This window comes from Simplicispira sedimenti (assembly GCF_022760965.1).
Taxonomy (GTDB): domain Bacteria; phylum Pseudomonadota; class Gammaproteobacteria; order Burkholderiales; family Burkholderiaceae_C; genus Simplicispira; species Simplicispira sedimenti.
The window spans coordinates 92,828-108,797 of the sequence record NZ_JAKVIJ010000006.1; the positions used below are offsets into that span (position 1 = coordinate 92,828).

A 15,970-nucleotide genomic window follows, 5' to 3' on the forward strand; every position below is an offset into this window, starting at 1 on the left:
AGCCCTCATGCCACAGTGACGGTGACGGCGTGGTCCAACCAACTATTGTTGTTGTAACCAGAATTGTTTTCTACACGCTCTCTGGGCTGCGCATTTCCTGCTGCATCGGTGGCACGGCTCACAAGCACATGTGTTCCTGCAGAAAGCTGTACTGGCAAAACGAACTGGCGCCAGGCAAAACGCCCCAGGTTCGGCCCGACCAGTTGTGCCTGATGCCAGCTCATGCCGCCATCGATGGACACCTCCACGCCACGCACTTCTCGGGTTCCCGCAAAGGCCACTCCATGGATCTGTGTCCATCCCGCACGCAAGGCGCCCTCCTCGGACAAGGGGCCATTGATCCAGGATTTCACCACCATTTCCCACACGGAGGGCAGACCAGGATTGCCCTTGCCCCCCGGCGGAACCATGCGGTAACGGTTGGCCATGATGCCCGCGCGGGACTGCTCGCGGGTCAGGGCCACCCGCTTGACGTATTTGACGTTGTTGACGCCCTGGTACCCCGGCACGATGAGGCGCAGGGGGCCCCCATGCGCCAGGGGCAAAGGCTCGCCGTTCATCTCCCAGGCCAGCAGCGCATCGTCCAGGGCCTTGATGGGGACCGAGCGCTCCACCATGACCGTCAACGGATCCACGCCCTCGGGCAACTTCTCGCCACCGGTGCCGGTGAGGTAGGCCATGCCTTCTTCCGCACCGCCCAGCACATGGATCACCGTGCGCAGTGGCACGCCACTCCACAGCACGCAACCAGCGGCGCCCACTTGCCAGGGCGTGCCGCTGGGCTTGCTCGGGAAGAAGCCCCGACCGTTGCCCGAACATTGCAGCACGGTGGCCACGGTTTCGACGCCCAGGGTCTTGAGATCGGCCAAGGTCAGGGAGCGGGGACCCTTGACGCCTTCAAACGCCACCGTCCAGGCATCACGATGCTCCAGGATGGAGGCATCGGGAGCCGGCAGGTTGTTGCGCACAAACAAGCGATTGGTCGGCGTGACGACACTGGTGCCAAACGCCGCACGCCGCGTTTCCAGCGTATTACTGCTGTGCACGATCATGGCCTTGGGGTCTTTCCAGGCAGCCACGGCAGGCAGCGGCTTGGCACCCGCAGCGGCGCTCGATTGGGCATGGGCCTGCGTTCCCAAGCCCCCCAAGCCCAGAGCACCCAGGCCCGCCGCACTGGCGGCAAGCATCTGGCGACGTTGCAATGTGTTTGCTGGTTTCACGGTGTCTCCACTCCATCAAGAATGTTGGTCACGCCCGGTGCCGTGCACGGGCAAACGCCGAACACCCCCCGCACCAGACGAACCAAGCCATTCTCACGGCACACCCCCGTGTTGCGAGGCTTTCTCATTGTCAGCAAATGTAAAACATTCGTATTTATTGGAAACATTCGTTCCTGCACATGCCAGGCTGATGCATATTAGACGCTGCCAAACGCCGCCCTCACCATGACCCTGCGAGATGCCATGACTACAGCGCCCACACCCTTTTCTTTGTTGCGCACTGGCTTGGTAGCACTGGGCTTGGGGTGCGCCTGCGCCACCAGTCTGGCGGATATCACCGCCATCGTCGCGGTGGAGCCGACGGCCAAAAAGGCAGCGCACACCATCTTGCGCAGCCAGATGGAAGCCGGCCTGGGCAAAGCGGCGGGGCAAACCGCATCGGTCACCGTCAGCGAAGACCTTGCCGACGTGATGCGGGCCACGCGCAGTGCCGGTTACGACATCTTCATTGGCCCAGCACAGGTAGCGGCGTCCGCCCTGGACCGGGGTTACGAACTGGTGGGCGCCAACCACAAGTCGCAAAAATACGTGCTGGTCGCAGCGCCCACCACCGCTGCCGTGGGCGCATTGAAAGGGGGGCGGTTGTACCTGCCCCAGCAGGATTCGATTTACACCTACATGGCCCGCGGCATGCTCAACGAGGCCGGCCTGTCTTTCAAGGACCTGAAACAGGTGCAGTACGAGAAGTACCCGCAAGCAGGCCTCACGGCGCTGTTGCTGGGCTCCACCGACGCCACCGTGGTGCGCGAGGACGACTGGGCCGAATGGTCTGCCGCACAACCCAAGGCCGCCAAGCTGCTGGCATCCAGCCAGCCCGTGCCGGGCGGATTCACGGTGGTGGTGAAGAAAGACCTCCCGCCCGAGTTGCGCAGCCGCGTGGCACAGTGGTTCGCCACCGCCAGCGAACCCTCTGGCCTGGCCCTTGCCACTCTGAAGCCGGAGACTGCGCAATACAAGCGTGTGGCCGAACTGGGCCTGTTCACCCCGGTAGCCCTGCCCGGCGTGCAACGCGTGAATGCCAAGGAGGCGCAGCAGCTCCAGGGCCAGGGCGCATTGCTGGTGGATACGCGCACCGAGAAGGAATTCCGAACCAAGCGCATGAAAGGCGCGGTGTGGGCGCCCTACGTCGAAAAGAGCCTCAAGGACGTGGCCTTCGACCCTGCCACCGACGACTTCAGCGCCTTGGACAAGCTGCCTGCCAAGCCCATGGTGTTTGCCTGCAATGGAGCCGAATGCTGGAAGTCCTACAAAGCCGCCAAGCTGGCCGCCGCCAAAGGCCACAAGAATGTGTACTGGTTGCGCGGCGGCCTGCCGGAATGGGCGGCCGAGGGCCTGCCCACCGAGAAGGACTGATCCCGGCGCTTCAATCGGGCGTGGTGCAGAAAACCGTCAGCACGCCGGTGTAACCGTACAGCTGATTGCGCGCAATTTCGCCGGCAGCGAAAAAACCGACCAAGGGCACATCACCCAAGGCGTGGCGCACGATCTGCAGCTCGGCACCCGGCGCGCCAAAATGCGGCCCGCCCCGGCCCGAGCAGCTCACGTAAATGGCCCCCGCCACCTCTCGCTGGCGACCGGACGCCAGCGCTGGCGCTGCACCCGGCACTGGCCGCGAAATCTGCACGCCAACCGCCGAAGGCTCGGTTTCCTCAGGGGTCAACTCCTCGCGGATCTCGGTGCAAATGCGCACCAGGTCGGCCCGCGCAGCCCCGGCATTGCGCTGGCAAAAGGCCAGTAGCATGCCCGGCTCCACCGTATCGGCCAAGGCCACACCCTGGCGCGCTCCATCCAGCCCGAGGATGTGCCGCACCCGCGTGTCGTTCCCGAAATGCCCGGTGCGCCCAAAAGCCACCGCGCTGTCGGCGTTGGTCAAACCGGCCAGGGTGGACCGGATGCGGCGCACTGCTTCCTGTGGATCGTCCTGCAGGGAAACATCCAGCGTTTGCAGCAGCTCGCCCAGGGCCGGCTTGCCGTCCAGTTCCAGCACCACGTTGCCATCGGCGGCGGTGATGCGCTGCGTGGGCCCCACGGGCTGACACCCCTGGGTGACACGCGAAACCAGTTCCACCCCCGCGCCAAAAGCCACGCCCGAGAGGCCGCCGCTGAAGACACCACCCGCCGCGCCATGTCCGGCCAGGTTGCCGTTGCCCGCCACGGCAAACTGCACGCCCGCGCCACGGCTGGCACACACGCCTCCAAACAGGTAGCCCGTGCGGGTGCGCTGCGCCATTTCATCGATCAGCCCCGGAAGGTCAGGGGTGTGCCCATCGGCATGGACCAGCGCCGTGTGCGCAGCAAACGCACCGCTGCCGCCGCGCGGAAGCGGCGCCACGCCGGAAAACACGCGGTACTGGTCTGGCGGAAGGTCCAGCAGCATCACGGACAGGGCGGGCTCGTCCAGGTACTCGGCCCCGGCGGCACACACCCCCACGCCCACGGTGCCACTCCAGTCAGTGACCTCGGGCAGCTCGGCGGAGAGCACATCCAGCAGCGCCGCCGCCTCGGCCGCGTAGTGGTCGGTGATATAGAGCAGGCCCAGGGTGGGCGCGGCGGCGTACCCCGGCAAAGCCATCTGCGCGCGCAGTTGCGCCAGCACCAGGGCCACGGCCATGCGCCACTGCGGATGGGTGGCATGGGCGGTGGGAAATCGCTTCATGGACCGTCCTGCGGCGCGGGGCGCTGTGTGCTCGGCAGCACCCTCAACCGGTCGTCTTGCGCACTGCCTTCTTGGCCGGGCTGCGCTTGGCCGGGCTGCGCTTGGCCGGTGCCTTGCGGGCGGCCGCCTTGCGTGCCGGGGCCTTGGCGGCCGCGCGGGGGGCGGCTGGCGCGGACGCGGCAGGGGCTGCCGCACGCCGCGCGGCACCCTGCACCGACTGCACGCCCCGTGCAGCCATGCCGGTGGCGGTCTTCAGCGCCTCCTTGGCCAGGCCGGTGGCCATGTTGCGCGTGGTGTCCAGCGCCGTCTGCTTGGCGGCATCCTTCATGGCGCTGGCGGCAATCTGCTGGAACTGCTGCGTCAGCGCGCCCCACCATTGCATGGGATCGATCAGGCCCGCGCCCGCCCCGGCATCGGCCTTGGCGCCTGCCTTGGCCTTGGGCTTGGCCGTCTTGCGCGCAGCAGGAGCGGCTGCGGGCTCCTCAGGGGCTGCAATGTCTGCCACGCGGCTGGCCGCACCGGAGACGGCCTGCGCTGCATGGGCCAGCGTGTCGCTGGCCTTGTGCACGCCCTCCATCACGGTATCTGCGGTCTTGAGCTTGAAGGCGTTGGCCACATCACCCACGCTGAAATTCATGCCCTTGAGGGTGGCCAGCGTCATCTTCTGCACCTCCAGCGCCTGGATGGTGGCGGCCAACGCACGCGAGTTCTGCTCGAGCCAGAACTGCACTGCCTTGAGTTCTTCGATGCGCTTTTCCAGTTCTTCCACGCTGATGGTGGGAGCCACCCAATGGGACAGGTTGGGCAACTGCGGAATGCTGTTGGAAGCACCCTTGGCCAGGTTCTGGAGGAATTCGAAACCCGGCACGTATTTGCCGAAACCGAGGGGGGATGAGTCGCTCATAGCCGCTCCAATGGATGGAAAGTCGAGGATACGAACAGCTTACCCCAACGCGGCCCCTGTGCGCCATGGGCACCACCCTGCCCTGCGCACCCGCCCTGTGCCTGCACGACAGGCCAGGGCCGGTGGCGCGGGGGGATTACTTGTGCATTCCGTGGCTGCCATGGCCGCCCTGCATGGCGGGCATCTGCGCCTGCACAGGCACCTGCAGCTCCAGCTTGCTCTCGGCGCCCTGGGCGTTCTTGAACGTCAGTGTCACCGGCACGGTGCTGCCCTTGGCCAGGGGCGCCTTCAGGTCCATCAGCATGACGTGGTAGCCACCGGGCTTGAGCTCCACCGCCTGGCCTGCGGGAAGGTCCAGGCCGGTGACGGCGCGCATCTTCATCACGTCGCCTTCCATCTTCATTTCGTGCACTTCGGTCACGCCGGCCGCTGGCGAGGCGGCGCCCACCAGGCGAGTGGCCTCGCTGGCGGTCAGGCGCATGAAGGCACCCGTGGCCTTTTGCCCCTGCACGCTGGCACGCACCCAGGCACCATCCACGGTGACGGGGGCTGCCGTCTGGGCCTGGGCCAGACCCGAGGCCAGAGCGGCAGCGACGAGCAGAGAGGAAGTGATGCGGGGGAAGTTCATGGTTTTCTCCAAATCAAGACATTGCCATGGAGGCAAAAAATACAAGCAAAAATCGACTCTAGCGCCCTATCATCAAGCGCTGATAGCTATTATTTTTATAGCATTTGAGGGGGCGCCCGTGCCTGCGGCAAGGCGCCCACCATGGCCAGAGCCCACGGTTCACGCCTGGGCTCCGCGGGTGCAGCGCTGGCAGGCGCCAGCACCATGGCGTGGGCCGCTGGCGGCCCGAGCCACAAGGGGGGCAGGCACAAAAGACAGTCCGGGGCATGCACGGACGAAGGCGCTTCGGGCGCGTCCAGCGGCAAGACCAGCCGCCACTGACCGGGCGCCTGCGCGGAGCAGATGCGCTGCACTTCCAGCGCGCCGGGAACGGGTGCCCCGGCCACCGCCTGGACCACGGCCCAGCACGCCAGCAGGAAACCGGCAAACCGATGGCGGCAGCGCGTGGTCAACATGTGGCGATTGTAGGAGGCAGCATGGCTGGTGGCCTCCCGCACGTCGGAATTTCTTGACTCCGGTCAACCCCTGAACGCCGCGCACGGCGCAAGATGAAGGCATCCTCTACAAACCACGCAGAACCCATGAATACCGAACAAGCCAGCCCTTTCCAACAACAGTTGCTCGCACTGCGTGCCCAGGTGCTGGCACAACTGGCAGCGCAACGTGGCGGCACCGTGGGCCGTGCGGATGTGGCTGCGGAGCATTTTGGTCACCCCGAGGACTCCCGCGCGCAGGTCAACACTGAGCGCGACATCGAGTTCGCTCTGGGCGAACACGAAATCGCCCACCTTGCGGCCATCGACGCAGCGCTGGAACGCATCGCGGCCGGCAGCTACGGCGAATGCACGGACTGCGGCGCCGACATTGGCACGGCCCGCCTGCATGTTGCCCCCGAGGCGGCACGCTGCCTGGGTTGCCAGGAAAAGGCCGAGAAGTAAGCCCACCTGAAGCGCCTTCCCCCGCTCTCGAATCGCCGCGCGATTCGGGAGGGGGGACGCTCCCGGCGCGGCGGGGCGGCCCTTGCGCGGGAGCCCTGGCATGGGGCGCGCCAGTTTCATGCATCGCGGGCGGCCCTGACCTGGGGCGCGCCGGTGGCATACGTTGGGGGTGCCGCGTTCGCGCAATGGATCGCTGAGAGGTCAAGCCTGCAGCCGCGCAGGCAGGCCGCTGCTGCGCTGTGTGCGCTGGCGCAGCGCCTGCTCCAGCACTGCGGGCTGCGCGGCCACCAGGGTGAAGGCGTCGCGCGCGCGGGTGATGCCGGTGTACACCAGCTCCCGGCTGAGCAAGGCCCCGGCGGCCTGGGGCGGCAGCACCAGGGCGGTGTGCCCGAACTCCGAGCCCTGGCTTTTGTGCACAGTCATGGCAAAGGCGGTTTCCACATGCGCCAGCCGGGCCACACCCACCGAGCGCAGCTGCGGCCCGTCGGCAAAGTAGGCACGCAGGCCACCGCCCGGCGCCTGCAGCACGATGCCGATGTCGCCGTTGAAGACGCCCAAGCCTGCGTCGTTGCGCGTGACCATGACGGGGCGGCCTGCATACCATTCACCCCGCCCCTGCAGGAGGCCCGCGCCGCGCAAGGCCGTTTCGACCGCACGGTTGAGCCCGGCAGCTCCCCACGGGCCTTCGCGCACAGCGCACAGCAGCCGAAACCCGTCGAAGGCCCGCAGCACGCCTTGCACCCAGGCCGTGTGGGCGTCTTCCTGGGCAGGCACGGGCACGGCCATCGCGCGCAGGTAGTCGCGGTAGCAGCCCGCCGCACCCAAGCGGCCGCGCAGGGCCAGTTGCACGGCCGCCGCCGGATCGCTGCTGGCCAGCAGGTGCACGGCACCCTGGGGGTCGGCGTCCAGCACACGGCGGGCCTGGGGCGCATCGCCCTGGTTCACGGCCAGCGCCAGCGCGCCGATGGGGCCGCCAAAGCGACGGCTTTTGCGCAGCATGACCATGTGCTGTGCCAGGGCTGGCGCCTGGGCGCCGCTTTCGAGCAAGGCATCGGGCAGGGTCTGGCCCGTGGTGGCCTGCAGGTAGCGGCGGGTCTCTGTGCTGTAGCGGCCTGCCGCGGCGTCGCGGCACAGGTCGCCCAGCACGGCACCGGCCTCGACCGAGGCGAGCTGGTCCTTGTCGCCCAGCAGCACCAGGCGTGCGCTGGCGGGCAGCGCGTCGAGCAGCGCCGCCATCATCTCCAGGTGCACCATGGAGGCTTCGTCCACCAGCAGCACATCCACATCCAGCGGGTGGCCCGCGTGGTGGCGCATCTGGCGCGTGTGCGGCTGGGCGCCCAGCAGTGCGTGCAGGGTGCGCGCCGGGCCCAGGCGCTGGGCCAGGGCCTGCACGTCCAGCACACCCTGCAGCGGCGTTTGCAGGTCTTGCAGTGCACCGTCGATGGACTGGCGCAGCCGCGCAGCCGCCTTGCCCGTGGGTGCGGCCAGGGCCACGCGCCAGGGCCTGCCCGGTGGTTCCATGGCGGCCAGCAGGGCCAACAGGCGGGCGGCGGTGTAGGTCTTGCCGGTGCCCGGCCCCCCGGTGAGCACCGCCACGCGCGAGCGCAGCGCCACGGCACAGGCCAGTTGCTGCCAATCGACATCGGTATCGCCCTCGGTGCGGGCTGGGGCATCCGGCACCTGGCCTGGCTGCGCGGGCGCAAACAGGCGGGCCAGCCACTGTCTTGCCAGGGCTTCATCGACCGGCAGCGGCGCACTGGCCCGCTCACGCAGCGCCTGCGCCACGCGGGTTTCGTAACCCCAGTAGCGGCGCAGGTACAGCAAGGGCGCCGTGGCGCTGCCCCCCAGCACCAGCGGCTGGCCCTGGTCTGGCGCCACGCCCTCCTCGTGCACCACCGGGCTGCGGCGCAGGGCCTCCAGCCAATCGTCCAGACCCTGCGGCAGCGCGTGCCAGGCCTGCGCGAGGGCCTGGGGCGCCGGGGCGGGCCAGGCCAGCAGGGCTGCCGGTTCGCGCACCAAGGCCTCCAGCGGGAGGCAGGTGTGGCCGCGCCCTTCCAGGTGCGCCAGCAGCGCGGTGGCCATCAGCAACTCGGGGCGGGCCTGGGGGTCGAGCTCCGCCACCCAGCGGGCCAGTGCGCGGTCCAGGTGGCGCAGCCAACCGGCGTCCACCCATTGCTGCAAGAGTTCGAGGGGCTTGTTCATGCGGCGTTCTCGGCAGGGTCCAGCATGGCGTCGAGCGCGTCGAGCAGGGCCGTGGGCGGCGTCAGGTGGCACAGGCCCGCCTGGGGCCCGTCGATCCCGCGCAGGAACCAGAACAGCGCACCGCCCAGGTGCTGCTGCGGTGTGTAGGCTGCCCCCAGGCGCGCGCGCAGCAGGCGGTGCAGGGCCAGCAGGTAGAGCGCGGCCTGCACGTCGTAGCGGTGCGCAGCCAGGGCGGCGTCCAGCGTGTCTGCGGTGTAGGCGGCGCCGCTGTCGCCCAGGTGGTTGGATTTGTAGTCCAGCACCCAGTAGCGCCCGCCCTGCTCGAACACCAGGTCGGCAAAGCCCATGAGCATGCCGCGCAGCTCACGCTCGGGCAGTGCCGGGCGTTCGCGCCCCGCCAGCAGGTGGGTGCGGCACAGTGCATCGACCTCGGCAGCAGGCAAACGGTGCACGGGCAACCAGAACTCCATTTCGGGCAGCATGCGCTGCAGGCCGCGCAGCGACGCACCCACCGGCGGCAAGGGCAGGTGCACCACGGTGCTGAGCCAGTGCACCAGCTCGGCGGCGCGTTCGCCATGGCCCGCGCGCTCGCAGCGCCTGCGCAGGCGATCGGCCAGGGGGCCTTCGGGCTCCAGCGAAAAGCCTTCGGCCGCCAGCCATTCGAGCTGCTGGTGCAGGAAGTTGCCAGCGGCGCTGCCGCGCACGAACTGGTGCCAGGGCGCTGCCTGCGCTGCCGGGGAAAGCAGCAGGCCCTGGGCTGCGGGCGGGGTGTCGTCAAACAGGTCCAGCGTGCGGCCCCGGGGAGTAGCGGCCCAGGGATCGGGCGTTGCAACCCCGGCGGCTGGCGCGGCCAGCGGCACCAGGGGCGCAAGCTCATCGTCGGCCGGACGCTGGAGCGCCAGGGCGGCCAGGGGCACTGAACTTGGGGCGCTGGCGCGCACCAGCTGCGAAAAACTGCCGATGCCCCAGCGCCGGTCGAACTGCGCGGCATAGGGCACGCTGGGGGCCAGCACCGGTGCATCGGCCACCGGGGCCAGGGCCTGCAGTGGCACGGGCAAGGGGGTGGCCGGCTGCACGCGCAGCAGCGCGGGCTGGGCCTCGGCCAGGGCCTGCAGTTGCGTGTGCCAGTCGTGCGGCTCCAGCGCGGCCTGGGGCCCGGCCAGCAGGCAGCCCAGGGCGCTGTCGTGCGTGCGGCACTGCTTGCCGTTGCCCACGCGCACGGCGGCAAAGCCCATCCATACGCTGTGGCGCGCGCGGGTGAGGGCCACGTACAGCAGGCGCAGGTCTTCGCGCAGGCGCTCCTGGGCGGTCTGCGCCTTGAGCTCGTCGGTCCAGTGCAGGTGCTGGTGGCGCTGGCCCTGGGCATCGGGGAGCACGGGGTAGTCGCCCGCGCGCGTGCGTCCGCCGGGCACGCTCCAGGCAAAGGGCAGGCAGACCACGGGGTATTCCAGGCCCTTGCTCTTGTGCACGGTGACGACCTGCACCAGGTCGGCGTCGCTCTCCAGGCGCAGGATTTGTTCATCCCCGGCCAGGCGGTCTTCGTGCACCTGGGTGTGCAGCCAGCGCAGCAGGGCGTGTTCGCCCTCCAGGTGGGTGCTGGCCTCTTGCAGCAGTTCGGCCAGGTGCAGCACGTTGGTCAGGCGCCGCTCGCCGCCGTGATCGCGCAGCCAGCGCGCGGGTAAATCGAACTGGTGCAGGGTCTGGCGCAGCATGGTGAGCACGCCCTGGCTGTGCCAGATGGCGTGCAGCGCGCGCAGCTGGGCGCTGCGCTGCTCGAAGGCCTGGTCGTCGTCGGCCAGCGCGGCCAGCTCGTCCAGGCCCAGGCCGATGAGGCGGGTGGCCAAGCCGGTACGCAGCAGGCTGGCGTCCTGCGGATCGGCCACGGCCTGCAGCCACCAGACGAGGTCGTGTGCCTCGTCGCTGTCGAACACCGAGTCGCGGTCGGACAGGTACACCGAGGCCACGCCCCGCTGTTGCAATTGGCGCCGCACGGCGGCGGCCTCGGTGCGCGAGCGCACCAGCACCGCAATGTCTGCCGGGCGCAGGCGGCGCAACGGGGCGTCGGCCTGCGCAAAGCCGGTTTGTGCATCGGCCAGCCACTGCACGATCTGGGCGGCGCAGCGCGCGGCAAAGCGTTCGCGGTGCTCGGGGATCCCCGCCAGTTCCAGGTCGTGGTGGATGTCCAGCGCAGGCACGGGTCCATCGGCAGTCTGGAACTGCTCGGGCCGCCCGCGCGCCTGCACGGGCACAAAGGGCAAGGGGTTCTCGCCGCCCTCAGGATCACGCAGCAAAAACGCGCCCTCACCCCCGCGTGCCTCGGCACGGGCGAACAGGTGGTTGACCGCACCCACCAGCGCCTGCGTGGAGCGGTGGTTGATGACCAGCAGGTAGTGGCGCCCCTGGGTGGCGCGGCGCGCCTCCAGGTAGCTGTAGATGTCGGCCCCGCGAAAGCCGTAGATGGATTGCTTGGGGTCGCCAATGAGCAGCAGCGCGGTGTCGGGCTGGGGCGCGCGGGGCGCGTACAGCAGATCGAACAAACGGTACTGCAGGGGTGAGGTGTCCTGGAATTCGTCGATCAGCGCCACCGGGTACTGGGCCGTGATGCGCGCGCGCAGGCGTGCGCCCTGCGGTGCCTGCAAGGCCTGCACCAGGCGCTGCAGCAGGTCGCGAAAGCCGAGCACGCGGCCCTGGCGCTTGAGCAGGGCCACGCGCTGCTGCACCTGGGTGGCGGCGTGCAGGCGCAGCCGGGCAGCCAGTGGTGTTGACGCGAGCAGCGCCTGCTGCAGGTGCTCCAGCGCGGTAGAGGCTTCGGGCAGATCGAGCGGCGGCGCGCTGGCAAGGCGCGCGTCCATCAGGCCCTGGGGCGTAAGGCGGCGCCAGGCCGCCTCAGGCCACTCCAGCGACTGCCACAAGTCGCCGTCCAGCCACTGTTGCAGCGCGTCAAGCCAGGTGGTACAGCGACCGATCTGGATCTTGCGCCCGTCCCAGTGGGCCTTGTGCTGCTGCAGGTGCACCTCCAGCCAGTCGCGCAGGGCCTGCACATGCTGCGGCCAACCCGCACGCAGGGTTTGTTCCTGCTCTGCATGCGCTTGCAGGCACTGCACCAGCGTGGCGGGCTGCGCCAGCGCGGGCAGGTCGGCGTCCAGCAGCTTGTGCAGGTCGGCATGCAGCGCATCGACATGGGGCCAGATGCGGGACACGGCTTCGAACTGCGCAGGGGTCAGCCCATAGCATTGCTGGCGCCAGTAGTCCTGCACGGCCTGGGCCTGCAGGCTGTGCTCGTCGGTGCTGAGTTCTTCTTCGTCGAGTTGGCCGCTGTCCACGGCGTGCTCGCGCAGCATGCGCTGGCACCAGGCATCAATGGTGAACACGGCCGCTTCGTCCATGGCTTCGGCGGCGAGCGCGAGGCGCCAGGCGGCATGCTCGCGCTGCGGGCCGGGGGCATAGTGCTGCAGCAGCGCGGCGAGAAAGGGGTCGTCCGCAGGCACGGGGGCCAGGCCACGAAAGCACTGTGCGGCCTGGGCCAGCCGTGCACGGATACGGCTCGAAAGCTCGCGCGTGGCGGCCCGGGTGAAGGTCATCACCAGGATCTGCGCGGGCATCAGCGGCGCCCCCCCGCCATGGCCCAGCACCAGGCGCAGCACCAGGGCAGCAATGGTCCAGGTCTTGCCCGTGCCCGCGCTGGCCTCGATGAGGCGGCTGCCGTGCAGCGGAAAGGACAGCGGCTCCAGCGCCTGCGGCAGCATATCGTGCGTGCTCACAGCGATGCCTCCGTGCTGCTTGCTGCAAGGGTGGCGGTGGCAGCGCCATGGTCATGCACGCGCACCGCATCGCGGGTCCACTGCTCCAGCGGGGCCCACAGGGCCTGGGCGGCCTCGGCCAGGCTGCCGTCAGCGGCCAGGGCGTCGTAGTTGGGGTAAAAGCGTGCCCATGCCGGGTCTTGCGCCTCGCCGTCCATCTGGCTGTTGCCTTCGTAGGCGGTGCGGGCGGCCGCGTCGCTCTCCAGCAGCGCCCATGCCGTGCGGCGCGGCAGCGGCAGCGGGGCACGCTGGCCCTGGTGGCAGGCGTACAGCCAGCGGTCGAGCTGGGTGCGTGCGGCCTTGGGCTCCAGCGGCTCCCATTCCAGCCAGACGTCGCGTGCCACCAGCAGCCCCCGCAGTTCGGTACCGCTGGCAGCAGCAGCCAGGCTGCACAGCCAGGGCTGGATCATCAGGTCGGCGCGCAGGCTGCGTTTTTTGGCGTCCTGCAACAGGCGCGAGGGGGTGAGTTGCATCCACACCGCCTGTCCTGCGGCATTGCAACGCAGGCCGTCCAGCCAGTCCTGCAGGCTGGGCAGGGGATAAGACTCAAGGTCATTTTGACCTCCAACGCTCGCTGGATAAGCGCTGGTAGCTATTACATAAATAGCATTCTGGAGGTCGGCGGTTCGTATCAGCTGCACCCGCGCACCAGGCTGGGCATGGTCACGCTGCAGGCCTTGCCAGGTTTGCAGCGGGGGCAGCCATTCCTCGCCCCACTGGGCAACGATGTGGTCGCCCGGCGTGCCCAGAGGCAATAGGCCCGCACGGCGCAGGCGCTGCAGGGCCTGGCCCAGGTGGTGCTGGGGGGCGCTGTCGGGCAGCGCGGCCCAGTCGGTGGGCAGGAAATCGAGCAACTGGCGCGCTACGGTGTGGCGCTCCAGACCCGCCAGGTGGAAGGGTTCGGAGTCCTCGGGCGCATCGTCGTCGCGGTCGAACACCACGCCCAGGCGCTTGCGCAAGAAGTAGCGGGCGGGATGGCGCATCCAATCGGCCAGGTCGCGCAAGGCCAACGGCGCGGCGGCCTCGCGCGCGGGCAGGGCCTGCAGTGCGGCCGGTGCATGCTCGGGCACCGGGGCATGGGCTTCGCGCCATTCGCGGGCATGGGTGAACAGGCCGGTCTCACCCTGGAAGTAGCGCGCACTGAAGGGCTGCAGCGGGTGCTCGGTGGTGCGCTCGGCCAATGCCTGCGGCCCCCAAGCGGCCTGCAGGTAGTCCCGCAGTTGCGCAACCAGCACGGAGGGCGGCTGCTCGGTGTTGTCGCGCACGTTGCGGCCGGTCCAGCTCACATAGAACACGCGGCGCGCCGCCAGCAATGCGTCGAGCATGAGCTGGCGGTCATCGGTCTGGCGCGAACGGTCCCCAGGCCTTGCCTGGCCGGGCTGGACCATGAGGTCGAAATCGTTGCGCGGCGTGCGGCGCGGGTAGTCGCCGTCGTTCATGCCCAGCAGGCAGACCACGTCAAAGGGGATGGCCCGCATGGGCATGAGTGTGCAGAAGGTCACCCCCCCGGCGCGGAAGCGCTGCTGCGTGCTGGGCGGCTCCAGGCATTGCAGGACGGCGTCGTGCACCGTCTCCAGGGGTAGCGGCTGCGCAAAATCTGCCCCATCGCAGGCCTGGAGCCAGGCCTCCAACGCGGCCTCCAGGGATTCGAGCACTTGGCGGTCGCTGTCGTCGGTGGCCGCAAAGCACGCCGCCCAGAGTGCACGCAGGTGCTGCGCCCACTGTTCGGGCGTGGCGGGCTGGCTGGCCGCGCAGCGCCAGGCTTCCAGGCGTTCGAGCAAGGCGGCCAGGGCACCCACCAGCGCGGCATCCAGGCCGCCCACCTCGGTACAGGGTTCGATGTCTGCAAAACGGGTGGCCCCGCCGGCATAGCCCAGGAGCATGCGCTGCAAGCCAAAGTGCGCGCTGTTGGTGGCACCGCAGAGCGGCAGATCCAGGGCATTGCGGTGGTCTTGCGTCAGGCCCCAGCGGATGGCGGCCTGCGCCATCCAGTGCACCAGGGTGTCCCGATCCTGGGGCTGCACGCCGAAACGCGCCGCCAGGGCAGGCACGTCCAGCAGTCCATGCAGCTCGCTCAGCGTGCAACGCCGCGCGGGCAGGCCCCAGAGCCACTCCACGGTGGCCATCAGCGGCTGGCTGGTGCGCGGGCTCTGGTCAGCAATGTCGAAGGGGATGTGGCGCGCGTCGTCCGACGGGTACTGCGCAAACACCGCACGGATGGCGGGCGCCATGGCGTCGATGTCCGGCACCATGACCACAATGTCACGCGGGTGCAGCGCCCGGCCCTGCGGCGGGTGTGCCAGCAGCTCCAGGAGCTGGTCGTGCAGCACCTCGACCTCGCGCAAGGCACCATGTGCCGCGTGGAACTGGATCGATCGGTCGTCCGGCGCGAGGGTGCGCTGCGGGTGGTCGGACAAGGGCACCAGGTCACGGATGCGGTGCTGTACCTGCTGCAGCAGGGGCGCGTCCTGCGCCTCACCGTCATCGAACAGGTCCAGGCGCGGCATGCCCCACAGCGAGGGCTCGGCGGCAGCATCCTCATACGCATCGAGCTGGCGCACGAAATCGCGGCTTTGTCGCCCCCAGGCGGCCAACAGCGGATGGGCATGCAGGTGCATCTGTTCCAGCGGCACATCGGCCAGGTCCCGCCCTGCCCGTGCCGGAAGACGGCGCTGGTGCATGCGCAGCCATTCGCGGCCATCCATGATGTCAGCCCAGTGGTAGCGGCAGGGATTGGGAATGGCCAGCAACACCTGGCAGTGCCGCGCCATGGCGGCCAACCAGTCCAGCACCGGCTGAGGCACATGCGCCATGCCGAACAGGATGACGCGGCGCGGCAGCTGGGCACCTTGCGCTGGGAGATGCCCTTGCAGCAATGCATCCAGCGCACGCCGGTGGACCTGGGGTCGCGCTGCGGCGCGCTCGGCATCGGTCAGGCTCTGCAGCACTTCACGCCACAGCGCAGGCTGCCAGCGTTCGCTCTCGGGCAGGGCCGACAGTGCGCCGCCCGGCCCGCGCAAGCCGTCGCGTCCGTGGGCCCAGTCGTCCAGCCAATCGGGGCGATAGACTTGGTACTGATCCCACAGGTCGGCCAGGCGCCGGGCCAGCAGGTAATGGTCATGGGGCCTGCCGCTGCGCAGCGTGTGCGCCAGCGGTGCATAGTCGGGCCGCTCGGTCAGCGCAGGCAGCAGCTTCAACAGCCGCCACGTCAGCGCAGCCTTGTCTGTGGGCGCGTCAGCCCCCACCTGGGCGCCGAGCACCTGCCGGTAGCTGCGCCACAGGAAGCGCGAGGGCAGCTCCACGCGCAACGCGGCACTGACCCCGCTGCGCACGGCCATGGTCATCTTGAACCACTCGGCCATGGCATTGCTCTGCACCAGCACCACCTCAGCCTCCAGAGGTTCGAGCGGGTGGCGGTGCAACCACTCGGCCACGGTCTGGGCCAGATCCTCCATGCGGTTGCCATGCAGCGCCAGCCATCCCGGTTGCAGGGTGCGGATCAGGGTCTGCGCTCGCTCCACCATTGTGCTTTTCAGTGTCCAAAAAAGCAGTATGACATGGG

General features: G+C 69.1%; 10 protein-coding genes. 2 read left to right on the plus strand and 8 right to left on the minus strand.

The genetic code is table 11. The features are described from left to right. Positions 1-5: 5 nt before the first annotated feature. Positions 6-1,220 carry a SorT family sulfite dehydrogenase catalytic subunit gene (gene sorT, locus MJ602_RS08370; RefSeq protein WP_242455262.1) on the minus strand — a complete coding sequence of 405 codons (1,215 nt, stop codon included), beginning with the start codon at positions 1,218-1,220 and terminating at the stop codon, positions 6-8. Positions 1,221-1,445: 225 nt separating this feature from the next. On the opposite strand from sorT, the gene MJ602_RS08375 reads away from it, so the two are divergent. Continuing rightward, positions 1,446-2,633, plus strand: a complete 1,188-nt coding sequence (locus tag MJ602_RS08375) for a PhnD/SsuA/transferrin family substrate-binding protein (RefSeq protein ID WP_243020340.1) — start codon at positions 1,446-1,448, stop codon at positions 2,631-2,633. Between the two features lie 10 nt (positions 2,634-2,643). On the opposite strand, the gene MJ602_RS08380 is transcribed toward MJ602_RS08375, so the two are convergent. The 4 genes from MJ602_RS08380 to MJ602_RS08395 all read right to left on the minus strand — a co-directional run bounded on the left by MJ602_RS08380 (position 2,644) and on the right by MJ602_RS08395 (position 5,923). After that, positions 2,644-3,936 carry an FIST signal transduction protein gene (locus MJ602_RS08380; RefSeq protein ID WP_243020341.1) on the minus strand — a complete coding sequence of 431 codons (1,293 nt, stop codon included), beginning with the start codon at positions 3,934-3,936 and terminating at the stop codon, positions 2,644-2,646. Positions 3,937-3,979: 43 nt separating this feature from the next. After that, a complete protein-coding gene (locus MJ602_RS08385; RefSeq protein ID WP_243020342.1) occupies positions 3,980-4,840 on the minus strand; it encodes a PhaM family polyhydroxyalkanoate granule multifunctional regulatory protein in 861 nt (286 codons plus the stop codon). A 136-nt stretch (positions 4,841-4,976) separates the two neighbouring features. Continuing rightward, positions 4,977-5,468, minus strand: coding sequence for a copper chaperone PCu(A)C (locus MJ602_RS08390; protein ID WP_162015016.1), 492 nt, complete (start codon positions 5,466-5,468; stop codon positions 4,977-4,979). Between the two features lie 95 nt (positions 5,469-5,563). Next, positions 5,564-5,923: a hypothetical protein gene (locus MJ602_RS08395; protein ID WP_243020343.1), complete on the minus strand. Its 360-nt coding sequence runs from the start codon at positions 5,921-5,923 to the stop codon at positions 5,564-5,566. A gap of 126 nt (positions 5,924-6,049) precedes the next feature. Between MJ602_RS08395 and MJ602_RS08400 the strand changes: the two genes are divergently transcribed. Further along, positions 6,050-6,406, plus strand: a complete 357-nt coding sequence (locus MJ602_RS08400; protein WP_243020344.1) for a TraR/DksA family transcriptional regulator — start codon at positions 6,050-6,052, stop codon at positions 6,404-6,406. A gap of 201 nt (positions 6,407-6,607) precedes the next feature. On the opposite strand, the gene recD is transcribed toward MJ602_RS08400, so the two are convergent. From recD to recC, 3 genes are read right to left on the minus strand one after another with little or no spacing between them, the layout of a single operon-like run. Next, positions 6,608-8,608 (minus strand): exodeoxyribonuclease V subunit alpha, encoded by a 2,001-nt coding sequence (recD, locus tag MJ602_RS08405; RefSeq protein WP_243020345.1) that lies wholly within the window; start codon positions 8,606-8,608, stop codon positions 6,608-6,610. Continuing rightward, positions 8,605-12,369, minus strand: coding sequence for an exodeoxyribonuclease V subunit beta (gene recB, locus MJ602_RS08410; protein WP_341474749.1), 3,765 nt, complete (start codon positions 12,367-12,369; stop codon positions 8,605-8,607). The genes recD and recB overlap by 4 nt, the downstream gene beginning before the upstream one ends. Continuing rightward, positions 12,366-15,932 carry an exodeoxyribonuclease V subunit gamma gene (gene recC, locus MJ602_RS08415; protein WP_243020346.1) on the minus strand — a complete coding sequence of 1,189 codons (3,567 nt, stop codon included), beginning with the start codon at positions 15,930-15,932 and terminating at the stop codon, positions 12,366-12,368. Before recC ends, recB begins: the two co-directional genes overlap by 4 nt. Positions 15,933-15,970 lie beyond the last annotated feature (38 nt).

Excerpts from the sequence above, each read along its gene's own strand:
- MJ602_RS08380 (WP_243020341.1), bottom strand. The coding sequence starts at position 3,936 with ATGAAGCGATTTCCCACCGCCCATGCCACCCATCCGCAGTGGCGCATG.
- MJ602_RS08385 (WP_243020342.1), bottom strand. The coding sequence starts at position 4,840 with ATGAGCGACTCATCCCCCCTCGGTTTCGGCAAATACGTGCCGGGTTTC.
- MJ602_RS08375 (WP_243020340.1), top strand. The coding sequence starts at position 1,446 with ATGACCCTGCGAGATGCCATGACTACAGCGCCCACACCCTTTTCTTTG.
- MJ602_RS08390 (WP_162015016.1), bottom strand. The coding sequence starts at position 5,468 with ATGAACTTCCCCCGCATCACTTCCTCTCTGCTCGTCGCTGCCGCTCTG.
- MJ602_RS08400 (WP_243020344.1), top strand. The coding sequence starts at position 6,050 with ATGAATACCGAACAAGCCAGCCCTTTCCAACAACAGTTGCTCGCACTG.
- recC (WP_243020346.1), bottom strand. The coding sequence starts at position 15,932 with ATGGTGGAGCGAGCGCAGACCCTGATCCGCACCCTGCAACCGGGATGG.
- MJ602_RS08395 (WP_243020343.1), bottom strand. The coding sequence starts at position 5,923 with ATGTTGACCACGCGCTGCCGCCATCGGTTTGCCGGTTTCCTGCTGGCG.
- recD (WP_243020345.1), bottom strand. The coding sequence starts at position 8,608 with ATGAACAAGCCCCTCGAACTCTTGCAGCAATGGGTGGACGCCGGTTGG.